Here is a 19,872-nt window from a genome sequence, read left to right as displayed (position 1 = left end):
ACGGTGTACCGTCGAATGACCGTGGCGCGGCAAGCGCGCCCCGGGGTCGAGGCCGGCCCGCACGGCGGCTCCGGCAGCCGCCAAGGCGGCGACACCCACAGTCGGTCAGGACGTCGATCAGGAGGATGCGGGCGTCTCGGCGCTCGACAACAGCATGGAACGTACGCGTTTCTTCCGCCGACCGGTGTTCTGGGTCATCCTGGTCATCCTCGGCGCCGTCGTGCTCAGTCAGCTGTTCACCGGTGGACCCAGTTACCACCGGGTGGACACGTCCGTCGCGCTCGACCAGCTCAACAAGGGTGGCATCGAGAAGGTCGTCTTCCAGGACAAGGAACAGACGATCCAACTCGAGCTGGCCGAGGAGACCGAGTTCGGCGATACCACCACGAAGCTTATCGAAGCCCAGTTCCCGTACGAGGTCGGCAACGAGGTCTGGAACGAGGTCCTCGACGCCAAGGCCAACAACAGGGTCACCGGGCCGGCCGACACCGAGGTGTCATCCGACAGCATCTGGGTCAGCCTGCTGGTCAATCTGCTCCCCATCGTGCTGCTCGTGCTGCTGCTGCTGTTCTTCATGTCGCAGATGCAGGGCGGCGGCTCCCGGGTGCTCAACTTCGGCAAGTCCAAGGCGAAGATGATCACCAAGGACACTCCGAAGACGACGTTCGCCGACGTGGCGGGCTCCGAGGAGGCCGTCGAGGAACTCCACGAAATCAAGGACTTCCTCCAGAACCCGGCGAAATACCAGGCGCTCGGCGCGAAGATCCCCAAGGGTGTTCTCCTCTTCGGGCCGCCCGGGACCGGTAAGACCCTGCTCGCCCGGGCAGTGGCCGGCGAGGCGGGGGTGCCGTTCTACTCGATCTCCGGTTCCGACTTCGTGGAAATGTTCGTCGGTGTCGGTGCCAGCCGGGTCCGTGACCTGTTCGAGCAGGCCAAGGCGAACGCTCCGGCGATCGTCTTCGTCGACGAGATCGACGCCGTCGGACGGCACCGTGGTGCCGGCATGGGCGGTGGCCACGACGAGCGGGAACAAACGCTCAATCAGCTCCTCGTCGAGATGGACGGCTTCGATGTCAAGGGCGGCGTCATCCTGATCGCCGCCACCAACCGACCCGACATCCTCGACCCGGCGCTGCTGCGCCCGGGCCGGTTCGACAGGCAGATCCCGGTGGACGCCCCCGACATGGAAGGCCGCAAGGCCATCCTGCGGGTACACGCCAAGGGCAAGCCGTTCACGCCCGATGTCGACCTCGACTCGGTGGCCAAGCGGACGCCGGGCTTCAGCGGCGCCGACCTCGCCAACGTGATCAACGAGGCGGCCCTGCTGACCGCGCGCAAGGACCAGCGGGCCATCTCCAACGACTCGCTCGAAGAATCGATCGACCGGGTGATCGCCGGCCCGCAGCGGCGTACCCGGGTGATGAGCGACCAGGAGAAGAAGATCACCGCGTACCACGAGGGTGGGCACGCACTCGTCGCCTGGGCGTTGCCGCACGCCGCGCCGGTGCACAAGGTGACGATCCTGTCCCGGGGCCGCTCCCTGGGCCACACCCTGGTGCTGCCCACGGAGGACAAGTACACCCAGACCCGTGCCGAGATGGTCGACACCCTCGCCTACGCGCTGGGCGGGCGGGCCGCCGAGGAACTCGTCTTCCACGAGCCCACCACAGGTGCCGGCAACGACATCGAGAAGGCCACCCAACTCGCCCGTGCGATGATCACTCAGTACGGAATGAGTTCGAAGCTCGGTGCGATCAAGTACGGCACGAGCGGGGACGAGCCGTTCCTCGGTCGTAACATGGGCCACGAGCGGGACTACTCCGACGCGGTCGCCGCCGAGATCGACGGCGAGATGCGGGCACTCATCGAACTGGCCCACGACGAGGCCTGGGAAATCCTGGTCGAGTACCGGGACGTCCTGGACAACATCGTGCTCGAACTGATGGAGAAGGAAACCCTCTCCACCGCCGACATGTCCAGGATCTGCGCGCGGGTGGTCAAGCGTCCCCCGATGGCCCCGTACAACGGCTTCGGAAAGCGACAGCCCTCCACCGAACCGCCCGTGCTCACCCCGGCGGAGAAGGACGCGCTGAAGGTGCAGGCGGAAGCCGACGGTGCCGAGGCGACCGTGGGTGGCGGTAGCTCCAACAACTCATCGGACGGTTCGCACTGAGCACCGACGACCGGGCGGCCGGTTCCTCCCAGCAGGAACCGGCCGCGACCAAATCCGACACCGACCGTCTCGACTACATCGCCGCCCGGCTCGTCAACGGCCGCCTCACCGGCCGTCCCGTCGAGGACACCATGGACCTCGGCCGGATCGAGAAGGCGGTCCGCGAGATTCTCATCGCGGTCGGGGAGGACCCTGACCGCGACGGCCTCCAACAGACCCCGGCCCGGGTCGCCCGGGCGTACGCGGAACTCCTCGCCGGACTGCGCGTCGACCCGGCAACCGTGCTCACCACCACCTTCGAGGCCAACCACGAGGAACTGGTGCTGGTCCGGGACATCGACGTGATGAGCCTCTGCGAACACCACCTGCTGCCCTTCCGGGGCAGTGCCCACATCGGCTACATCCCCGGCCCCGACGGGCGGATCACCGGGTTGTCCAAACTGGCCCGGCTGGTCGAGGTCTTCGCCCGGCGCCCCCAAGTGCAGGAACGACTCACCTCACAGATCGCGGACCTGCTGATGAGGCGACTGGAGCCGCGCGGCGTGGTCGTCGTCCTCGAATGCGAACACATGTGCATGGCGATGCGGGGCATCCAGAAGTCCGGTGCGAAGACCATCACCTCCGCGGTACGCGGCACCCTGCAGCACGACGCCAAGTCCCGGGCCGAGGCGATGGCGCTGATCATCCCCCGCTGACCGCGATCCGGTCAGGAAGACAGCATCGCCAACACGATCCCCGCATTGACCACCACGGCCGGGACCAGGCAGGTGAGCGCGCCGAAACGTGGCGTACGGTCCATCCGGCCCCCCGGCCCGGGCGGGAAGCAGCGGCCCACCGCAAGCCAGCCCAGACCGAACGCGACCGCCGGTGCCGGCAGTCCCACCAGCACCGCCAGCATGGTCACCGCACCGGTGCCGCTCAGCAGCCACACCACCACCAGCAGCACCGGTCCGACCAACGCCAGCGGACCATACACCAGCAGGTTGCGAGCGTGAGCCGGCCAATGTGCGACCCGGGACAGGCCGCGGGCGGCGAGCGTGTCATCCGCGCCCACAGCCCACCGCCGAGCGTCCCGCAGCGCCGTCAACACGGCCGCCGGGCCGCCGCTCATCGACCGGGTTGCCTCGGCCAGCTCCGGAGGGGTCGGTGCCAGCGATATCGGTGACACGCCCAACTCGCGGAGCCGGCTCTCCTGCGACACCAGGCGGCCGCGTACCCCGGCCAGCTCCTCCCGGGCAGCCTGGACCACCCGGGCCTGCTCACCCGCGGCGGTCGCCGCGTCCCGGCGAACCCCGTCAAGCTGGCGGGCCGCAGCCAGATAGTCGGCCCACGCAGCCCGCACCGGATCACCCGGGACGTCGACTCCCCGCCGCGGAACCGGCCCCGCGGCAGCGACCAGCGAATGATCGATCGTCATCCGGAAACCCCACTCACGCTGCCGGGCACCTCGTACGGAACCAGCACCACGCCGTGCTCCACCGGCCCGTCCCAGAGCACCACCCGGTCAGGCCGGGGCCGCCACTCCACTGGACGACCGAAGACCGGAGTGAGCTGAGCCCCCGGCACACCCGCCACCGCCACGGCGGTCAGCTTGTCGACCGTCTCGTCCGCCTCCACGAGCGTCGCGAACGACGGCACCGTACGCCACCAGCCGAGCAGATGCTGCCCGGCCGGTGGCCCGTCACGCAGCAGAGCCCGCAGTCGGGCTGGCGGCAGCTGCTCGACCGGCGCCACATCCAGACCGAAGACGACCAGGTACGCCGGCTCGCCGGCATCCGCCACAGCTACCAGCCCGGCAAGGTCCACCCGGTCGACGTGGTGGCGCTCGCCCAGATCCGCGACGAGATCGTCGGCGAGATGCTCCACCCCGACATCCGAAACGGCGACCACGAACCGCACCGAACCCGCCGGATGATGGGCTGCGATGCTACGGGCAGCCGTCGCCAGCAGGCCACACGCGGTGGTCCGTGGACCAAGAACCGCGAGGTTGCGTCCCGCTGCCGGTCCGAACGGCACCGCCGCAGTGGTGCGTGCGACATCCACCACCCTGCCCAGCAACGCGGCCGGGGTCGTCGACCGCCCCGCGACAGCCGCCCGATAGCGCGGATCGTTGCTCAGCATCGGGCGGGCGTACCCGGCGAAAACGACCGGCGGCACCGCCGTCGACGGGCGGGCCGCCCAGACGCGGTGGCGCAACTCCGTCACAGCCTCCGGTTCGGCTGCCGGATCGGGAAACCGAACCATCCGCTCGTGGCCTCGGATCGCCCCCCGAGGGCCCCCCAGACCGCCAGCTGTGTTGACCACCGCACTGCCCACCGGCAGACCGGCCGCGGCATCGTTCGTCGATACCAGCACCGCCCCACCGCCAGGCAACGCCACCCGCACCGGAAACTGGCCCGGCAACGAGTCCCGCTGCCCGCCGTCGGAACGGACGCCCAAGCCCAGGTCACCCTCGCCGGCCAGCACCAGATGGACACCGTACGCCCGGCCGGTCCTGGCCAGAGCGCCCAACCGGACGGCTACGTCGTCGGAGAGACGGTCCCGTTCGGTGAAGAGCACCGGCAGGTTCTCGATCACACAGACCACCCGGGGAAGCGGACGGTGCTCACGCAACTCGGCGAAGCGTTGCCCACCCGCGCGGGCGGACGCCTCCGTACGGCGGTTCACCTCCACCGTCAACTGCTCCAACAGATCCAGAACGTACTCCCGGTCAGCTGCCATCGCGGCCGCCCGGACCTGCGGAATCCAAGACCGATCCCGCTCGGTCTGTAGAAACTCCGCGAAGGACTCGCCCTCACCGAGGTCCACCAGGTACAGCGTCAGCTCTTCCGGGCCATATCGGGCGACGAGTCCGAGCAACGCTGTAGTCAGAAAAGCCGACCGGCAGCTACGCGACCGGCCGCTCACCAGCCAGTGCGGTGTCAGTTCGGTGAAACCGAGCGACACCGCTCGCCCGCCCGCATCGCCGACGACGCTGCTCAGCCCGTCCGTCCCGGTCTCCTGCCACAACTCGTCCACCGACGGCAACAGCTGCGCCAGGGACAGTCGGCTGCCAGCCTCGACCTGCGCGGCGATCCGACGACACACGCCCTCGACCAGCTCGGTCGGCGGATCCGAGTCGACGAAGACCGGTGAGTTCAAACCCCCACCGGTGCCAGCAGCGGCGAACGGCGCGCTCGGCGGATCACCGAGCAGAGCGTACGACGTCCGCATCGCCAACGGCGTAGCCCTGGGCAGGGCGGCCCGGGACGGTGGCCAACCCGCCACCACCAGGTGCAGTCCGGCTGTGGGCCCCTGCTCGGCGAGGGCCTCGATGCGTGCCAGGTCACTCTGCCCGTGTGGTTCGGGTAGTGCAGCCAGCACCAGCAGCAGCGAACGGTCGTGCCGGCGGCGACCGGAGGTGTCCGGCGTCACCCACCGCTCCGCCTCCGCCAGCACGGCGTGCAGACCTTCGGCGTCCGTCGCCGGTGGGGCCAGCAGCCCGGCGTCGCCGAGCGCCGCGAACGAAGCCAGCGCGGCACCTGTCCCGTCCACCGCCCGCACCAGCAGCGCCCCCGCCGGCGTCGTCGCCAGCGCCCGTAGCAGCACGGCCCGCAGGAGGCCGGCGACCCTCGGATCGTGCGCGTCGGCGTCCACCACGAGGTGGCCGCTGCCGAACAGCGGCACCAGGGCCGGGTAACGCGCGTCGTCCAATGGGGCAGCCACGCCCAGCCGGACGAACGGAGGCGGCCCCTCGCCGGCAGCTTGTTCCGGTTCGACGGTGTCCAAAGGTGCGCCCGCCCAACCAGGAGCGAGGATGGCGGCCGCGTCACGCAGCTTCTCGGCAAGCGCGTACTGGCGACGCTGGTCAGCTGGGACAGGGCGGGTTCCGTCGAGGATCGACGTCGCCGCCACCACCGTCGCCGCGGCCCGGCGGTGCAGCGCGGCGGCGCGGAGCGTCCGTGCCTTCGGACTGCCCACCGTGTCCACCCCTCTGCCCGGTCGGCGCGCACTCGCCGGGCAGAATCGACGGTAACCCAGCAAGTGCTTCACCTCCGGGACGCGCGGCGCTACCGCACTGGTGTCGTGGCGGAAATGACCCATCGGCAGCGCCCAGTCACGATCTGCGAAAACTGGGGCATTGGGTCGCGGGCCGACAGCCGATAGCCTCAGGGGGTGGAATCAGTGCCGCCCCCCGCCGGTTCCCAGCTTTCCCGGGTACCGACGCAGAGGACCCCGCAGGAGCAGCTGGCACCGCCCGCAGCCGTGCCGGTGCCCAACCGGCCCAGACGGCGCCTACGGACGGTCCTGACTGTGGTCGCCGGTGTGGTCGCGGTGCTTTGCCTGACTGGAGGGGTGGTGGCCTACGTCGTCTACGACCGAGCCACCACCCCCGATCGCAGCACCCCCGCAGTAGTGGTTGATAGCCATCTGCGTGCCTATCTGGTCGATGGCAATGACGCTCGCGCGAGCCTATTCAACTGCGAAGGGGTTAGTGATTTCGACGCGCTGCGACGGTTGCGAGAAGATCTCGTTGCCCGCGAAGAGCGGTTTGGTACGTCTATTTATGTGAGTTGGGAAAGTTTCGAAGTAGATCGGATCGACGATAAAGCCCAAGTTCGCGTCGACCTAACTTTCTCTGCACAGATCGAGGGTGTACGACAGAGCGATCGGCAGGAGTGGATCTTCGCCACACGTCTAAACGACGATTGGCGAATCTGCTCTGCCACGATGTCTAGCTAGCCTTACTCCACCCAGAGCTCGTGGACTGGTACCTCCAAGGTGGATGGTGACTGACCGCGCCAGGCCCACCGGTACCATTCCAGTTCAGGCGTCACCCGCACGCAGATGTCGCCTTCTGCACCCGAGTAGGTCTCGGTCACGGCGCGCAGATCACGGTGCTCGACGGTGCCGACCATGTGCACGACCCGTCGCCCGGTTATCGAAGTCGCCTCGAAGGCCGGAGTCGGCGCCCGGCCGGCCGGTGCGTCCAATGAGACGAGACGTAAGCCGTCAACCCTCGCCGGAGGGGTCGACTGGCCAACTGTCTCGACCCAGACCCGTTCGAGCGGCACCAGCGGAGCGAACACCTCGACCCGGTCCGATTCCGCGCGGTACCACTCATGCTCGGGAATGACGGGAACGTAGGTGCGGCTGTTCTGCACCACCCGTTCGTCGGCACGCAGGTCTGCGCGCCATCCCAGACCAGGCAACCCGACCAGCACCCGTCGACCGCGTAGCTCGGTGCTCTCGGCGGCAGTGACGATCTCGATCGGGCCGGGCGGCCGAGGAGCCCAGTCGGGCTGATCGGCGAACGGGTCTGGGAATGATTCGGTCATGATGTCCGTGGTTCACCCGACGCCCTTCAACGGCGCGCCCTTCGACCGCATGAACGGCACCGGGTCGATGGCGCCCTGACTACTGCGGTCGCCGTCGACATGCACCTCGAAGTGCAGGTGTGGCCCGGACGAGTTGCCGCTGCTACCCACCTTGCCGATTTCGTCACCAGCGTGCACCGTATCGCCTACGGCAGCATCGGGACGATCCTTCAGGTGACAGTAGCGGGTGATGACACCCTGGCTGTGCAGGACGTCGATGAACCACCCGCAGCCACCCTTGCCCGGCCAGCCGTCCTCGTCGCAGCTGATCCTTCCACTCCAGTCAGGGTCACAGCGGGAAACCAGCACCCGGCCGGTCGCCGCGACCCTGATCGACGTGCCCTTTATCGCTGAGATGTCCACACCGTTGTGTCCGGGCCGGCTGGCGGTGCGGAAGCCGGAGCCGACTCCGCCCGGAATCGGCGCAGTCCAACCGGAGGCGGCGACCTCACCGCTCGCCGCGGCGTCGCAAACTTCCTTACCCGCGATGAGTGCACTTCGCGCCGCACCCCCCGCCAGGGCGTCCACGATGCGGGCGGCGAGTTCTTCGTGCTTGGCGTACGCGTCCGGAAAAGCGCTGATCTGCACCCGCTGAGCAGCCACGGTCAGTGGCAGTCGTTCCCAGCCGTCCACGTCGACGAGCTTCTCGTAGAACCTGCGGGACGCGTATTCGGGATTCATCCGCTGGGCGATCGTTCCCCACGAGGGCCGTTGCTGGAACAGACCGACGGAGTCGTGATCGGCCCCGACTCCCTCGTTCGGGATGTCCCGAGACTCAGCGACTGTGCTGTTGGCCAGGTTGAGTAACCGCGACTCCTGCATTGCGGTCGCCACTGCGACCACCCAACCTCGCGGCGGCACCGCCATCTCCTGGCCGACCTTGATTATTACAGCCGCGTTCCGCAACTGACGCTCGCCGTACTCGGCAAAGCGGGGCATCGTGCCTGTGACGTCCACCTCGAAGTCGCCAGTGCAATCCATACTGGCCGGAGTGAACTGCTCGGCAGCGTCGCCGCCCAACTCGGTGAGGAAGAAGGCCCCGGCGCCTCCGGTGCAGCAGAGCAACACCAGTGTTGCGGTAAGCGCGGCGGCCAGCGCACCGATTCGGACCGGCCGGCGGGGACGCTGCTGCTCACTCATACCTGCTCCAGTCCACCGCATCCACCAACCATCGCCCGTCGGGCGCCAACAGTTCCAGCCGGAGTTGCCCGTCGTCGAGCGGAATCGTCGCCTCCACGAACGTCGCGCCTCGTGGACGCAGTGTGACGTCGCCGACAACTGCGTCGGCAGGCACACTGATGGGGTCGGCACCGGCGAGCTTCTCGGTGAGACCGGATGTCGAAAGCGGACGCAGCGCGTCGTGCCAGTCCGTAGTGGCTTGGCCTGGTCGACCGAGCCAGGCGGCGGCGAATCGCGCGGCGATCACGTCCGGGCCCGGCTGGCCGGATCGGGTGGACGGGGAGGGAGTCGTGGTCGTGGAGATCGCCCCGTCGTTCCCGGTGGTCGGGTGCACGGTGGTGATCGGGTCTGGCGGGCGGTTGCTCAACCCTGCCGACGGGTCGGTCGGGCCGGCCACCAGCCTGGCGGCTCCGATCACCCCGAGCACCAGAAGGGCGATGCCGAGCGCGATACCGATCCGGGACCGCAGCAACCGCAGCAGCAGAAAATCGATCAACCGGCGCACGTGTGCTCACCTGGCCTCGGTGCGGACCCGTGGTGCCGGCTTCTCGCGGGCCTTGTCGCTGGAACCGGGACGGTAGATGACGTAGGAGGGGTTCTCGTCCGGCACGTCCGGCTCGGTCCACGAAGCCGGCTGCCGACGCCGAGGTTTGGTGGCATCCGAGGCAGCCTTGGTGCCTTGCTCTTGGGCGGAGCTTTCGTCGCGGTCCGTCTTCCGATCCGCTGGCCGCTTCGCGGTGGGCGGTGCATCGGCCGGAGTCGGATCCGGACGGGCCTCCGGGCGCACCTTCGGTTGCTCCGCCGCGATCGCCCTACGCCGACCCAGGCTGGGCTCCGTGGTGCCGCCGGGCTCGGCGACGTCTAGCCGCGCGGCAGTGCGCATGTCTCGGAAGAACCTGCGATGCCAGGAGCCCGCAGTACTCACCGCCTCGCTGTTGTCCTTGCCGCCGAGCTGGGTGATCCGGCGGTAGGGGCGCAACAGCAGCCAGCCGACCACCCCGCAGAGCCACACCAGTACCACCTGAAGCCACCCGGGGAGGGTGGCCGTGCTCATGATGAGGTCTACCGCGAAGAGGTAGATGGCGGCACCGGTGCCGAAGATGGCGATGTTGAACAGCGCCGCCACCACCGCGTTGCCCAGCCGGCGCAAACCGGCGCTGGCAGGTCGGAGCAGGCCGATGGTGCCCAGAATCGGTGCCGCGATCACTGCCCAGCGGAACAGCAGGAAGCCGAGCAGTACCAGCAGTGACGCGGTCAGGTCGAACATCGCGAAGAGCAGCGCGGCGAGCACCGCGATGAATCCGGCACCCACCCGGTCCATGTCCCGGACGCCCTGCAGGTACTCGTATGCCTCCGGGTCCTCCCGCTCGATCTGCGCGGCGACGGTCATCCACTGTTGCTTCTTGGCGCTGATGGTGGCTTCGCGTGTTTCAGGACTGGTCCGGATCTTCTCGGCCTCGCCCCAGGACAGGGACTTGGCGTCGTAGAGTGCGGCGCCGTACTTCTTGGCAGTCTCGCTGTCGGCCGAGCCGAGCACACCGCGCAGCCAGTTCCGATAGAGCATCGACTCGGTGGCGGTGTCACTGGCACGGACCGCCGGGGGACGCTTGTCGATACAGGCGTCCGGGTTGGGCATCGCACACCGGTCCGGCGGCACGTCCTTGGCGGCGGGGCCCACGGCGTTGTGTACGACGCCGAGTGTGGAGACGAGGGCACCGTCGGCGAGGTTCGCCGATTTCACCGGCCAGGCGGCCAGCGCCGTCACCGCCACCATCACCACCAACGCCCACCCCGCAGTCGTCATCGCGCTGCTCATGTCGGACTGGCGTGAGCGCCAGAGCAGGTAGAGCCCGACGACGCAGAGGGTGACGATGCCGAAGACGCTGAACACCTTCTGGTAGATCGCCTTGGTAGCCTGGTCGACGAGGGGATCCGCCCAGCCCCACATGTTGCCCGGCTCCCATGCGCGTTCGCGCAGTGCGTTCGAGGCACCGATGATCGCCGTCGCAATCATGAACTCGCCATTGGCGATGGTGTTCGTGAACTTGTAATCCGGATGCAGCAAAGTAGTCGCACACCCAGATTCGATCTTATAGGTACTGTAGCTGTAGCCGGCATAGCCGTAGTCGCTGTAGTAGCCCTTCGGACCTCTTAGTTTTGAGGCCTCCGGGCGGGAGGCGAACCAGCCGGCGATGCCGGAGTCCGGCGCGGTCGGTGTCGGGGGATTGCGGCAGGTCACCTCCGACTCCGCGACCTGCTGCAGTTTGGTTACGCAGGCGCGGAAATCGACCTGCCACTCTTCGGTTGTGCAGAGCTCGGCGGCTTTCGCCGCGTACGCGGACGAAGCCGCGTACGCCGGGGCGGCCGGGAGCCCGGGCCAGCTGATTGTCGCTGCGGCTAGGACGCCGAGTACCAGGAGGAGCGCCGTGATCCTTGCCCGGGCCCTCGCCATGTCACGCCTCCAAGTCAGGCAGCACGGTCGGCAGCACCCCTGCGGCGGCGGCGATGGCGGCGGGGGTGGTGTCGAGGTGGTCCAGCAATCCTTCTACATAGGACACGTCGACCCGGACTTTCTGCACCCGGCCGTCGACGTCACGCATCACGAACTCACGGAAACCCAACCGGTTGGCGGAGGTCGCGTCGGCTGTCGAGAGGGAGGCGAGGGTGGCCTCGTAGCCGTCGTCGACCGGTACGCGCAGCAGCCGCAGTGCTTCGGATGCGATCTCGGCATCCTCGGCGATCCGGCCGACGAACACGGTGGAGACGAGGTTCTGTACGTCGAGACCGAGGATGTCGCGTGGGTTCTGCGAGGCGACGAGGGCGGCGAGGTTCCATTTTCGGGAGTCGCGGGCGAGTCTGACAAGGAAGGACCGGCCTGAGCGCCACCCCTCCATGAAGTGCGCCTCGTCCAGTCCGACCAGCTTCCGCGAGCCCATCGAGCCGCCGTAACAGCGGCGGACCGCCAGCCGGTGCGCGGTGTGCAGCATCGGCAGGGCGAGCGCTTCCTCGGCCGACCAGTACTCGCGTTCGATTTTGAGGTCGGGCAGTCGCAGGCCGGCCATCGTGATCACGGTGAGTGTGGCGTCGGGACCGAGTAGGCCTTCCGGTGGGCGACCGAAGAAGAGCATCGCCAGCGGCATTTCGGCGGTGTCCAGCAGCAGGTTGGCGAGTTCCCGGCCGGCGTGGTCGTCGAGTTGCCCGAGACAGGTGACGACGTCGTCGAGGGTGGAGGTCTCCTCGGCGGGCACCTGGCGTACGGCGTGCCGGAACAGGGTGGCGGTGGAGGCCTCCCGGGCCACCTGCGGGGGCACGAGCATCATGCAGATGTCCTGTACCAGCATTCGGCGTTCGGCCCGCGCGTTGGAGACCGCGATCTCGAACTCTCGGTCACCGGCGGTTCCGGAGGCGAATTCGCTGCGCAGCGGTGTCGGGATGAGCGAGTACGGTGCCAGCGTGCCGTGTTCGGAGCCGGTCAGGTTCAGCACTCGCGAGTATGGGCGGAGTTCCGGCATCGCGCAGAGTCGGGCCAGGGGGCCGGACGGGTCGAGCAGAGTCACCTGGACGCCGCGGCGGGCGGCGAGGTAGCCCAATGCGCCGAGTAGCGTGGACTTGCCGCCGCCCGGCTCGGCCACGAAGACCGCCAGGCCGGAGCGTTCCCGCACCTCCATGGGGAAGTGCAGGTCCAGGAAAACCGGACGGCGGCAGGTGCCGGCGGTGCGTCCGACCAGGTCGCCTCGTCGGTCACCGACCGTGGAGGCCGCCTGCGGCAGCGCCGCGGCGAGCAAGTTGACGGGCATCCGGCGTACGTAGCCGGTGTTGGCGATGGGCTCCCCGGGGATGAATTCACGGGCCAGCCAGTCCTGGTTCTTCGGGTGCTGCAGGGAGATGCGCAACTCGCGTGAGTAGAGCTGGATGAGCCGGCGGGCCCTCTCCAGGCACTCTTCGCGGGTACGGCCGCCGACCGCGATCCGGTGCCAGCCGTGGGCTCGGGCGGAGTCCACCGGCAGGCCGGTGGTCATCTCGTCGCCGATGACCAGGGCTCGTTTGGCGAGTCGCTCCAGCTCGGGCGGGGCGTCGATGCCGTGCTCGGCGTAGTCCAGCTGCTGTGACCGGATCATCCGGAGCCGGTGTTCGAGGTTGCGGAAGGAGTCGCTCGATCCGAGGATGTCGACCCGGGTGGAGAGTTCCATCGGCCATGGCAACCGCTCGTGGAAGTGCAGCCAGGGTTCGTGACGCTCAGGAATCTCGAGCGGCTCCATCCGTCCGACGGCGAGCACCGCCACGTGTCGTTCCTCGCCGGTCATCCGGTGGACCAGCTTGACGGTGGAACCGTACGGCGTGCGGTAGCGCTCGACCTGTTCGGTGAGGGCGAGCAGGTCGCCGCGTTCCCAGCGGCCGTCGGTGATGGGCGAGAGGGTGCCGGGGGGTGCCATGCAGAGTGCCACCGACCGGTAGAGCAGCCATTCCAGTTCGTGCGCGGTGACCCGCCGTCCGCGCATGCCGAAGGCGCCGAGCACCTCGTCGAACTGTTCGACGGTGCGGCCGAGTTTGCGTCGCTCGCCCTCGGCGACGCCGCGGCCGAAGGTGCGCAGCAGGCGTTCGGTCAGCGAGTCGCCGAGGGAACGGCGGGCGAAGGTGACGCCGAGGTAGGTCTGGCCCTCGGCGTGGTTGACCGAGAGTAGGTGGCGTTGCGCGGCGACCAGGTGTTCTGCCCAGCCGGGGGTGCCGGGGACGTCGGGTAGCGGCGCGGCGGTGTTCGCGTCGATGGTGCGGGCCCACTCGTCGGCTGGGAAGGGCCGGGTGGTCCGACGCAGGTGCAGCCGGAAGCCGGCCAGGCCGGCGTACTGCTCGGAGATGGCCGAGAGCAACGCCTCTCGTTCCGCGTCGGGGCGGAAGGCCCAGCGGACCTCGGGCAGCCAGTACCAGGCGGTGACCGTGTTGGGAGTGAAGGTCAGGTGGCCGGCGATCTCGGTGATGGCAAGCTCGACCGCCGGATCCCGGTCACCGAATTTGATCTTCGGTGGTCGGACGCGGACCGGTTTCACGGGCCGGTCCCGGTGGTCGACGGACCGTTGCCGGGGGGCCGGGCGGCTCGTCGGCACCGCTACCTGACGCGGCGGCCCTGTCTCGGTGTCGACGGCCGGCGGGGCACTGTCACGGGTACGGCGGTCTTCGCGGAGCGGGCGGTCGTGCTCGGCGGGACGATCGTCGGCTGGTGACCGGGCGCTCGGCAGTCGGTCTACTGGGACAGGTGTTGCCCGGGATTGGTTCGGCGGCACGCTGGTGGCCGCCGTCGCGTCGTCGACCACCGGAGCGGGTGGGGTGGGCTCGGGTGGTCGCGGGGGCGTTGGTGGTTGGGCCGTGTGACGGCTCGCCGGCGTGGGGCCGGCGGCGGGTGCGGATGTGGGATGCGGCTGCTGGGGCAGGGTGCGGGTGGGAAGGCCGTTGCCCCGCTGGGCGGAACCGGGGCGGGGGTACGTCCCTCCGAACAGATCGAGGAACGGAGAGTCGATGTCTGCGCCGTCCCGGCTGGCCGGCGCCGGTTCGGCCGGAGCCGGCCGACGTTGCGCCGGGCGGGGCGCCTGGAACACGCCGACGCCGCCGTGACCGGGGGTGGTGGCGAGAGCCGGATCGAGCGTGGACTCGTCCACCTCGCCGGATTCCGGGTAGTCGAATGAACGCGCACGGTTACCGTGTGCTGCGGCCGGACGTCCCGCCGGGGATCCCGGCGTGGTGGAGCGGCTCATGCGATCGCCCTGCCCGTGTCCTCGTTCGGCCCGTACGGCGTGTAGCCGGTCATGCCAGTTCCTCCCGGATCCTGATCCCGCTGCCGACCAGGCGGGGATCGCGCTGTTCGGCGGCCGGCTCCCGGGTGCGTCGCCAGTCGGTCAGCGCGGTGCGGATGACCATGCGCGCCGGACGGTCCGGGTCGACGTACCGGAAGACGAACGAGGTGCTCACGATGGCGAGCGCGATCTCCCAGGCGGGGAAGAGCTCGACCTGCAACGTGAACAGCCAGTGGATGAACATGTAGAGGGGAACGAGCAGCATGAACAGCCCGTACTGGGCGTACGGCAGGTGTACCGGAAGGGTGTAGCCGGGCGGGCCGAGATAGACCAGGCGAGCCCGGTAGATGTCGTCGTCGGTGCGTAGCCGCATCTCGTGCCCGCGCCTATTCGAAGATCAGGTTGATCAGGAAGTCGCCGATGAAGAAGAGGGTGGCGGCTCCGGCTATGAAGGCCAACCCGACGATGGCGATGGCCGAGCTGGTCAGCACCTTCGAGATCTCACCACGGCTGGCACGGCCGATGAAGATGACGCCGAGCACCGCGAGCAGGATCGGCGCGATCTTGCTGGCGAAGAAGGTGACGACGCCTTCGGTGTCGATCCCCTTCGGTTCCTCGGCGGCGAACGGGATCGACGATGCCAAGGTGGAGAGCAGGTGGAGGGCGCCTGCGGACGCCGTTTCCATCAGCTCGATGGCGATCACTGAAACCTCCCCAAATCGCGGCCGGCGGCGCCGCGGTGGTGCAGTAGGCAAGCCTTGCGGGATCGGTGCTCACTGTGCGCAGCGCCGGAGACCCTGCGTGCGACAACCACCACGTAGGGTGGCGATTTTTGGGCGGGTTGTCCCGCTTCGGCCCTCCCTCCAACCGTCGCCATCTCGATGCTGGGCAATTCCACAGCGTACGGGCCGCCCCCCTTTGCGACAAGCCGCGAAGATACTGCCTGAACCGACCTGGACGACCGATCGCACACCCGTTCGAATCCGCATGTCAGGGGCTGTCGACCGGGTGGAATGCGGCGAGCGACGGGACCGGTACGGTCCTACTCGTGACCGATCTGGTGCGGGCCCCGGCCCCAGTGGTGATGGGCGTCCTGAACGTCACGCCCGACTCGTTCTCCGATGGCGGACGCTACGCCGACATCGACGCCGCCGTCGCACACGGCGTCCGGCTCCGACACGAAGGGGCGGCGTTGGTGGATGTCGGCGGGGAGTCGACCAGGCCGGGTGCCGACCGGGTGGCTGCGCAGACCGAGGCCGCCCGCGTACTGCCAGTCGTCCGGGAACTCGCCGCGGCCGGCGTTCCGGTCAGCATCGACACCACCCGCGCCCAGGTGGCCCTGGCGGCGCTGCAGGCCGGCGCAGTCGTGGTCAACGACGTCTCGGGCGGGCTCGCGGACACCGACATGGCCCGGGTGGTACGCGACACCGGCTGCCCCTGGGTGCTCATGCACTGGCGCGGCCACTCCCGACGGATGAGTGAGCTGGCCAGCTACGGCGACGTGGTCGGCGACGTCCGTGCCGAACTCGGTCGGCGGGCGGACGCGGCGCTCGCCGCCGGGGTGGGTCCTGATCAAATCATCATCGATCCAGGTCTCGGATTCGCCAAGCACGCCTCGCACAACTGGCAGCTCAGCGCCCGGTTGTCGGAGCTGCTCGAACTCGGCTTCCCCCTGCTGTTCGGCGCGAGTCGAAAGTCCTACCTGGGTCACCTGCTGGCCGGTGCGGACGGTGCGCCCCGTCCCACGGACGGGCGGGAGACAGCTACCGTCGCCACCAGCCTGCTCGCGGTCGCCGCCGGCGCCTGGGGGGTACGTGTGCACGACGTACGCGCCACCGTCGACGCACTCGCCGTCTGGCAGGCCACCGGCCGTCCCCGCCTGATCACCGCGGTGCCGGCCGCCGGCACTCCACCGACCACCGAGTCGACCGCGGGTGTCTCCTCCTCCGGGTCGGCGGTTGGTCAGATCGGGCAGCCGGATGCCGTCGAGGGAGCTGCGGTCGACGGCACGACCGGCCGGATCGAGCTGACCGGACTGCGGGCCCACGGCCGGCACGGCGTATACGACTTCGAACGCGCCAACGGGCAGGAGTTCGTCGTCGACGCGACGCTCGAACTCGATCTGTCCCCGGCAGCCCGGTCGGACGACGTACGGGACACCGTGCACTACGGCGAACTGGCCGAGCGGTTGATCGGGGTGATCACCGGCGAGCCGGTCAGTCTGATCGAGACCCTGGCCGACCGGCTGATCGAGGAGTGTCTGGCGGATCCGCGGGTGTGTGGCGCGTCGATCACGGTGCACAAGCCCGAGGCTCCGGTTCCGCACGCCTTCACCGACGTGGCCGTGACGATGCGTCGGACGCGTACCCGATGACCCGCGCGGTGCTCTCCCTCGGCAGCAACCTCGGTGACCGGCTCTGTCACCTGCGTACCGCTCTCGCCGTCCTCGGTGACAGTGTGCTGGTCGTCTCGGGGGTATACGAGACCCCACCGTGGGGCGATACCGAGCAGCCCACGTACCTCAACGCCGTGCTGCTGGCCACGGATCCGAGCGCCGGTCCCTACGACTGGTTGGCGCGGGCCCGGGCGGCGGAGGACGCCGCCGGTCGGCTCCGGGATCCGAAGCGGCGCTTCGGTCCCCGTACGCTCGACGTCGACGTCGTCGCGGTGTGGACCGACGACGCCCGCCCGGTGTTGAGTGACGACCCGGAGCTGACCCTGCCGCATCCCCGGGCACATCTGCGGGCCTTCGTGCTGCGGCCGTGGATCGACATCGAGCCCTACGGCCGGCTGCCCGGGCACGGCTGGCTGACCGACCTGCTCACCGCCGGCCCGGTCGCGATGGAGGTACCGGAACTGAACCCCCGACCCGATCTGACGTTAGAGTCGACGGCATGAGCGAGCGCAGCGAGCGGACCGTCAGGCTCAGCGCGACGGGCTTCCCTGACGGTGTGGCTGTGAGCGGAGGGCACCGATGAGCGGGCCCCAACCGCCTGACGGATCGAGGATGGGCCCCACCCGCATCTCGACCCTGGTGGTGACCGCCCTCGCTGCCGCTGCGGCAGCGTGGCTGTTGATCAGCGGTATCTACTACGACCGGCTGCCGGCGTTGCCCTGGTTGCCGGTGGTGACGCTTGCCGGGCTGGCTGTGCTGCAGGCGTACGCAGCGGTCAACACCCGGGGCCGGATCGACCGCCGACCCGGCCGTGATCCGGTCGACCCGTTGATGGTGGCTCGCTTCGTCGTGCTGGCGAAGGCGTCCTCGCTGGTCGGTGCCATCTTCGCCGGTGGGTATGCGGGGCTGACGGGATGGTTGTTCGTGCAGCCGACGCGGGCGGCTGCCGATGATCGCCCGGCTGCTGTCGCGGGCCTGCTGGCCTCGGTTGCCCTGGTGGCCGCCGCGCTCTGGCTGGAGCGGGCGTGTCGGGTCCCGGAGCGGCCCGACGACGAACATGAGCCGGACGACTGGGAGAGCCACCCGGGTCATCGCTAGCGTCGCCCACCCTGAGCGTGCTGCGGCGCGGAACGGCCCGGGCGGACACGGCCCCGCCGTTGGGATCCGGCGGAGGGGTTCCGCCCGGCCAGCGTGCGCGGGTACGGTGCCTCGGACCGAAAGGCAACGCCCCGCCGCCGGTCCGCCCGTACGCCGGTGGAGTCCGGGCAGCCGCTGGGAGGCAGGACCATGGGGTACGACGAACCGGACCGCGACGGACCGCCGGAGCCGGCTGGTCCCGCGACCGGGGTGGAGGAGGTCCTCGACGAATCCGACGCCGAGCCGGGCCGGGACCGTTTCGGCATCTACATCGTCTGGGAGACGCTTCTCCTGCTCGGCTTCGGCGCGCTTGTCTACCTGGTGTGGCGGGAGGACCCGACCCTGCTGCGCGGCAGCGGGTTGCGGGACGTCATCGTCGACGTTGTCGCCCTGGGTCTACTGGCACTGGCCGTCGGGTTGACGTTGCGTACCGGTGCGGTGAACCTCGCTGTCGGGCCGGTGACGGTCGCGGCGGGGCTGCACTTCGCCGAACAGAGTGACCGCGGGGCGCTCGGCGCCGTCGGCACGGCCGCGGCGGTGGCCGCGATCGGTGGGCTGGTGCTCGGGTTGGTGGTCGTGCTGCTGCACGTGCCGGGTTGGGCGGCGAGCCTCGGTGGTGCGGCGGGTGTCGTCGTCTACATCGAGCAGCGCTCCGCGCCTGTGCTAGTGCAGGGCGACTACGACCCTCGGGGCACCGCTGGACAACTCTTCGTCGGCTTCGCCGCAGTCGCGGTGTTCGGTGGGCTGTTCGGAGCGGTCAGCCCGATCCGTCGGCTGGTCGGTCGGTTCCGTCCGATCGTCGACCCGGCCCGCCGGCGAGGTGCGGCGGCCGCCGCGATGGCGACCACCGGGTACGTCTGCTCCACCGTGTTCGCGACCCTCGCCGGAGTGCTCGTCGCCTCGACAGACGGTGCGGTGACACCGGCGGCGGGGTTGGACTGGACGGTGCTCGCGGTGGGGGCGTCGTTGCTCGCCGGCACCAGCGCGTTCGGGCTCCGGGGTGGTGTCTTCGGCACACTGCTGACAGCGGGTGCGATCGGGCTGTTCCTGGCGTACGCGTCGGCCCGTGGTTGGACGGTCAGTCACTGGGCGGTCGGCGGTACGGCGCTGGCCGGCGGACTCATCGTCACCCGCCTGGTGGAGGCGTACGGACGGCCGACGCCGGTACTCGGAGCGCTGCCCTCGCCACCCGACGAGACGACGGCCACCGGGGGCGGATGGAGCGTGACGCAGCCGCAGCCGGTCGCCGACTGGCCGCCCGTGCTGCCGACTCGACCCACCGTCGACGGTACGGACCCGTGGGCAGCTCGACGGTGGGAGACCGGTTCACGGGCCTGGGAGCCCGACGACCGGTGACGGGTTGGTGGCTCGCCGCGTCTCGTCGCCGCGCCGAGAGTGATCTCGGCGGTTAGGCTCGGCACATGTCCGACACATCATCGATCTCCGGCGGCCGGTCGTTCGAGGAGCTGGACGTCCTCTCCACCGAGGAGCTGCGGGAACGGGCGTTCACCGTCGCTCGGGAGCGCCGCGACGTACGCTTCTTCTGGTCGGTGCTGCGGCACCTGCCGAACGCGGACGAGGCCGCCGCGCTTGACGGCGCACCGAATTCGGTGGGGCCGACGGTCGACGAGGCGGTCGCCCTCTGGCGGGAGATGACCGGGCACGGCTACGAGGAGTCCGCACCGCTGTTACGGGCCGCGTTCATCGACTACCTGATGAAGCACTAGGGCGTGTCTCCTGGATCTTGGGGTGCGGTTCGGCTATCCATGTTTGTCGTGAGTGGACGCTTCGAGCTGACCGAGGTCGAGTACGCGCGGATCGCGGCGTTGTTGCCGGCGATGACGC

General features: G+C 69.4%; 17 protein-coding genes and 1 pseudogene. 9 read left to right on the top strand and 9 right to left on the bottom strand.

The genetic code is table 11. The features are described 5' to 3' along the window. Nucleotides 1-154: 154 nt before the first annotated feature. Both ftsH and folE read left to right on the top strand, forming a co-directional pair. Nucleotides 155-2,173 carry an ATP-dependent zinc metalloprotease FtsH gene (gene ftsH, locus HCA58_RS18210; protein WP_169599052.1) on the top strand — a complete coding sequence of 673 codons (2,019 nt, stop codon included), beginning with the start codon at nt 155-157 and terminating at the stop codon, nt 2,171-2,173. Nucleotides 2,174-2,250: 77 nt separating this feature from the next. Next, nucleotides 2,251-2,868, top strand: a complete 618-nt coding sequence (folE, locus tag HCA58_RS18205; RefSeq protein WP_169599125.1) for a GTP cyclohydrolase I FolE — start codon at nt 2,251-2,253, stop codon at nt 2,866-2,868. An 11-nt stretch (nt 2,869-2,879) separates the two neighbouring features. On the opposite strand, the gene HCA58_RS18200 is transcribed toward folE, so the two are convergent. Both HCA58_RS18200 and HCA58_RS18195 read right to left on the bottom strand, forming a co-directional pair. Further along, nucleotides 2,880-3,590, bottom strand: a complete 711-nt coding sequence (locus HCA58_RS18200; RefSeq protein ID WP_240956460.1) for a hypothetical protein — start codon at nt 3,588-3,590, stop codon at nt 2,880-2,882. Further along, the gene (locus HCA58_RS18195) at nt 3,587-6,142 is read right to left on the bottom strand and encodes an FtsK/SpoIIIE domain-containing protein (protein WP_169599123.1); all 2,556 of its coding nucleotides are present in this window, start codon (nt 6,140-6,142) and stop codon (nt 3,587-3,589) included. The genes HCA58_RS18200 and HCA58_RS18195 overlap by 4 nt, the downstream gene beginning before the upstream one ends. Before the next feature lie 195 nt (nt 6,143-6,337). Here HCA58_RS18195 and HCA58_RS18190 point away from each other — a divergent pair, with 195 nt between their 5' ends. Continuing rightward, nucleotides 6,338-6,895 carry a hypothetical protein gene (locus HCA58_RS18190; protein ID WP_169599122.1) on the top strand — a complete coding sequence of 186 codons (558 nt, stop codon included), beginning with the start codon at nt 6,338-6,340 and terminating at the stop codon, nt 6,893-6,895. Nucleotides 6,896-6,897: 2 nt separating this feature from the next. Here HCA58_RS18190 and HCA58_RS18185 read toward each other — a convergent pair whose 3' ends face one another. Genes HCA58_RS18185 through HCA58_RS18155 form a run of 7 tightly spaced genes read right to left on the bottom strand, consistent with a single transcriptional unit; the run spans nt 6,898 to nt 15,199 of the window. Continuing rightward, on the bottom strand, nt 6,898-7,491 hold the full coding sequence (locus tag HCA58_RS18185; protein WP_169599051.1) for a hypothetical protein: 594 nt from the start codon (nt 7,489-7,491) through the stop codon (nt 6,898-6,900). A gap of 12 nt (nt 7,492-7,503) precedes the next feature. Then, the gene (locus HCA58_RS18180; protein ID WP_169599050.1) at nt 7,504-8,670 is read right to left on the bottom strand and encodes a M23 family metallopeptidase; all 1,167 of its coding nucleotides are present in this window, start codon (nt 8,668-8,670) and stop codon (nt 7,504-7,506) included. After that, nucleotides 8,663-9,214 carry a hypothetical protein gene (locus HCA58_RS18175; RefSeq protein ID WP_169599049.1) on the bottom strand — a complete coding sequence of 184 codons (552 nt, stop codon included), beginning with the start codon at nt 9,212-9,214 and terminating at the stop codon, nt 8,663-8,665. The genes HCA58_RS18180 and HCA58_RS18175 overlap by 8 nt, the downstream gene beginning before the upstream one ends. 6 nt (nt 9,215-9,220) lie before the next feature. After that, nucleotides 9,221-11,161, bottom strand: coding sequence for an MFS transporter (locus HCA58_RS18170; protein WP_169599048.1), 1,941 nt, complete (start codon nt 11,159-11,161; stop codon nt 9,221-9,223). 1 nt (nt 11,162) lies between these two features. Continuing rightward, entirely contained in the window at nt 11,163-14,456 is a 3,294-nt protein-coding gene (locus HCA58_RS18165) for an ATP-binding protein (protein WP_169599047.1), read from the bottom strand. A 49-nt stretch (nt 14,457-14,505) separates the two neighbouring features. After that, nucleotides 14,506-14,868 (bottom strand): hypothetical protein, encoded by a 363-nt coding sequence (locus HCA58_RS18160; protein WP_169599046.1) that lies wholly within the window; start codon nt 14,866-14,868, stop codon nt 14,506-14,508. Nucleotides 14,869-14,881: 13 nt separating this feature from the next. Further along, on the bottom strand, nt 14,882-15,199 hold the full coding sequence (locus HCA58_RS18155; protein ID WP_169599045.1) for a hypothetical protein: 318 nt from the start codon (nt 15,197-15,199) through the stop codon (nt 14,882-14,884). Between the two features lie 344 nt (nt 15,200-15,543). Here HCA58_RS18155 and folP point away from each other — a divergent pair. The 6 genes and pseudogenes from folP to HCA58_RS18130 form a co-directional block, all read left to right on the top strand. Then, nucleotides 15,544-16,377: pseudogene (folP, locus tag HCA58_RS23220) on the top strand (dihydropteroate synthase); the annotation flags it as partial. An 84-nt stretch (nt 16,378-16,461) separates the two neighbouring features. Further along, entirely contained in the window at nt 16,462-16,869 is a 408-nt protein-coding gene (gene folB / locus HCA58_RS23215; RefSeq protein ID WP_346776039.1) for a dihydroneopterin aldolase, read from the top strand. Further along, a complete protein-coding gene (gene folK, locus HCA58_RS18145) occupies nt 16,866-17,393 on the top strand; it encodes a 2-amino-4-hydroxy-6-hydroxymethyldihydropteridine diphosphokinase (protein WP_169599044.1) in 528 nt (175 codons plus the stop codon). The genes folB and folK overlap by 4 nt, the downstream gene beginning before the upstream one ends. Before the next feature lie 109 nt (nt 17,394-17,502). Then, complete coding sequence (locus tag HCA58_RS18140; protein WP_205808986.1) at nt 17,503-17,988, top strand: DUF3180 domain-containing protein; 486 nt, start codon at nt 17,503-17,505, stop codon at nt 17,986-17,988. A 189-nt stretch (nt 17,989-18,177) separates the two neighbouring features. Next, a complete protein-coding gene (locus HCA58_RS18135; RefSeq protein ID WP_169599042.1) occupies nt 18,178-19,383 on the top strand; it encodes an ABC transporter permease in 1,206 nt (401 codons plus the stop codon). Between the two features lie 65 nt (nt 19,384-19,448). Continuing rightward, the gene (locus HCA58_RS18130) at nt 19,449-19,754 is read left to right on the top strand and encodes a hypothetical protein (protein WP_169599041.1); all 306 of its coding nucleotides are present in this window, start codon (nt 19,449-19,451) and stop codon (nt 19,752-19,754) included. The last annotated feature ends 118 nt before the right edge of the window (nt 19,755-19,872 follow it).

It is taken from the genome of Micromonospora sp. HNM0581, assembly GCF_012726175.1.
Lineage (GTDB): Bacteria > Actinomycetota > Actinomycetes > Mycobacteriales > Micromonosporaceae > Micromonospora.
This window is presented reverse-complemented; position numbering and strand designations above follow the sequence as displayed.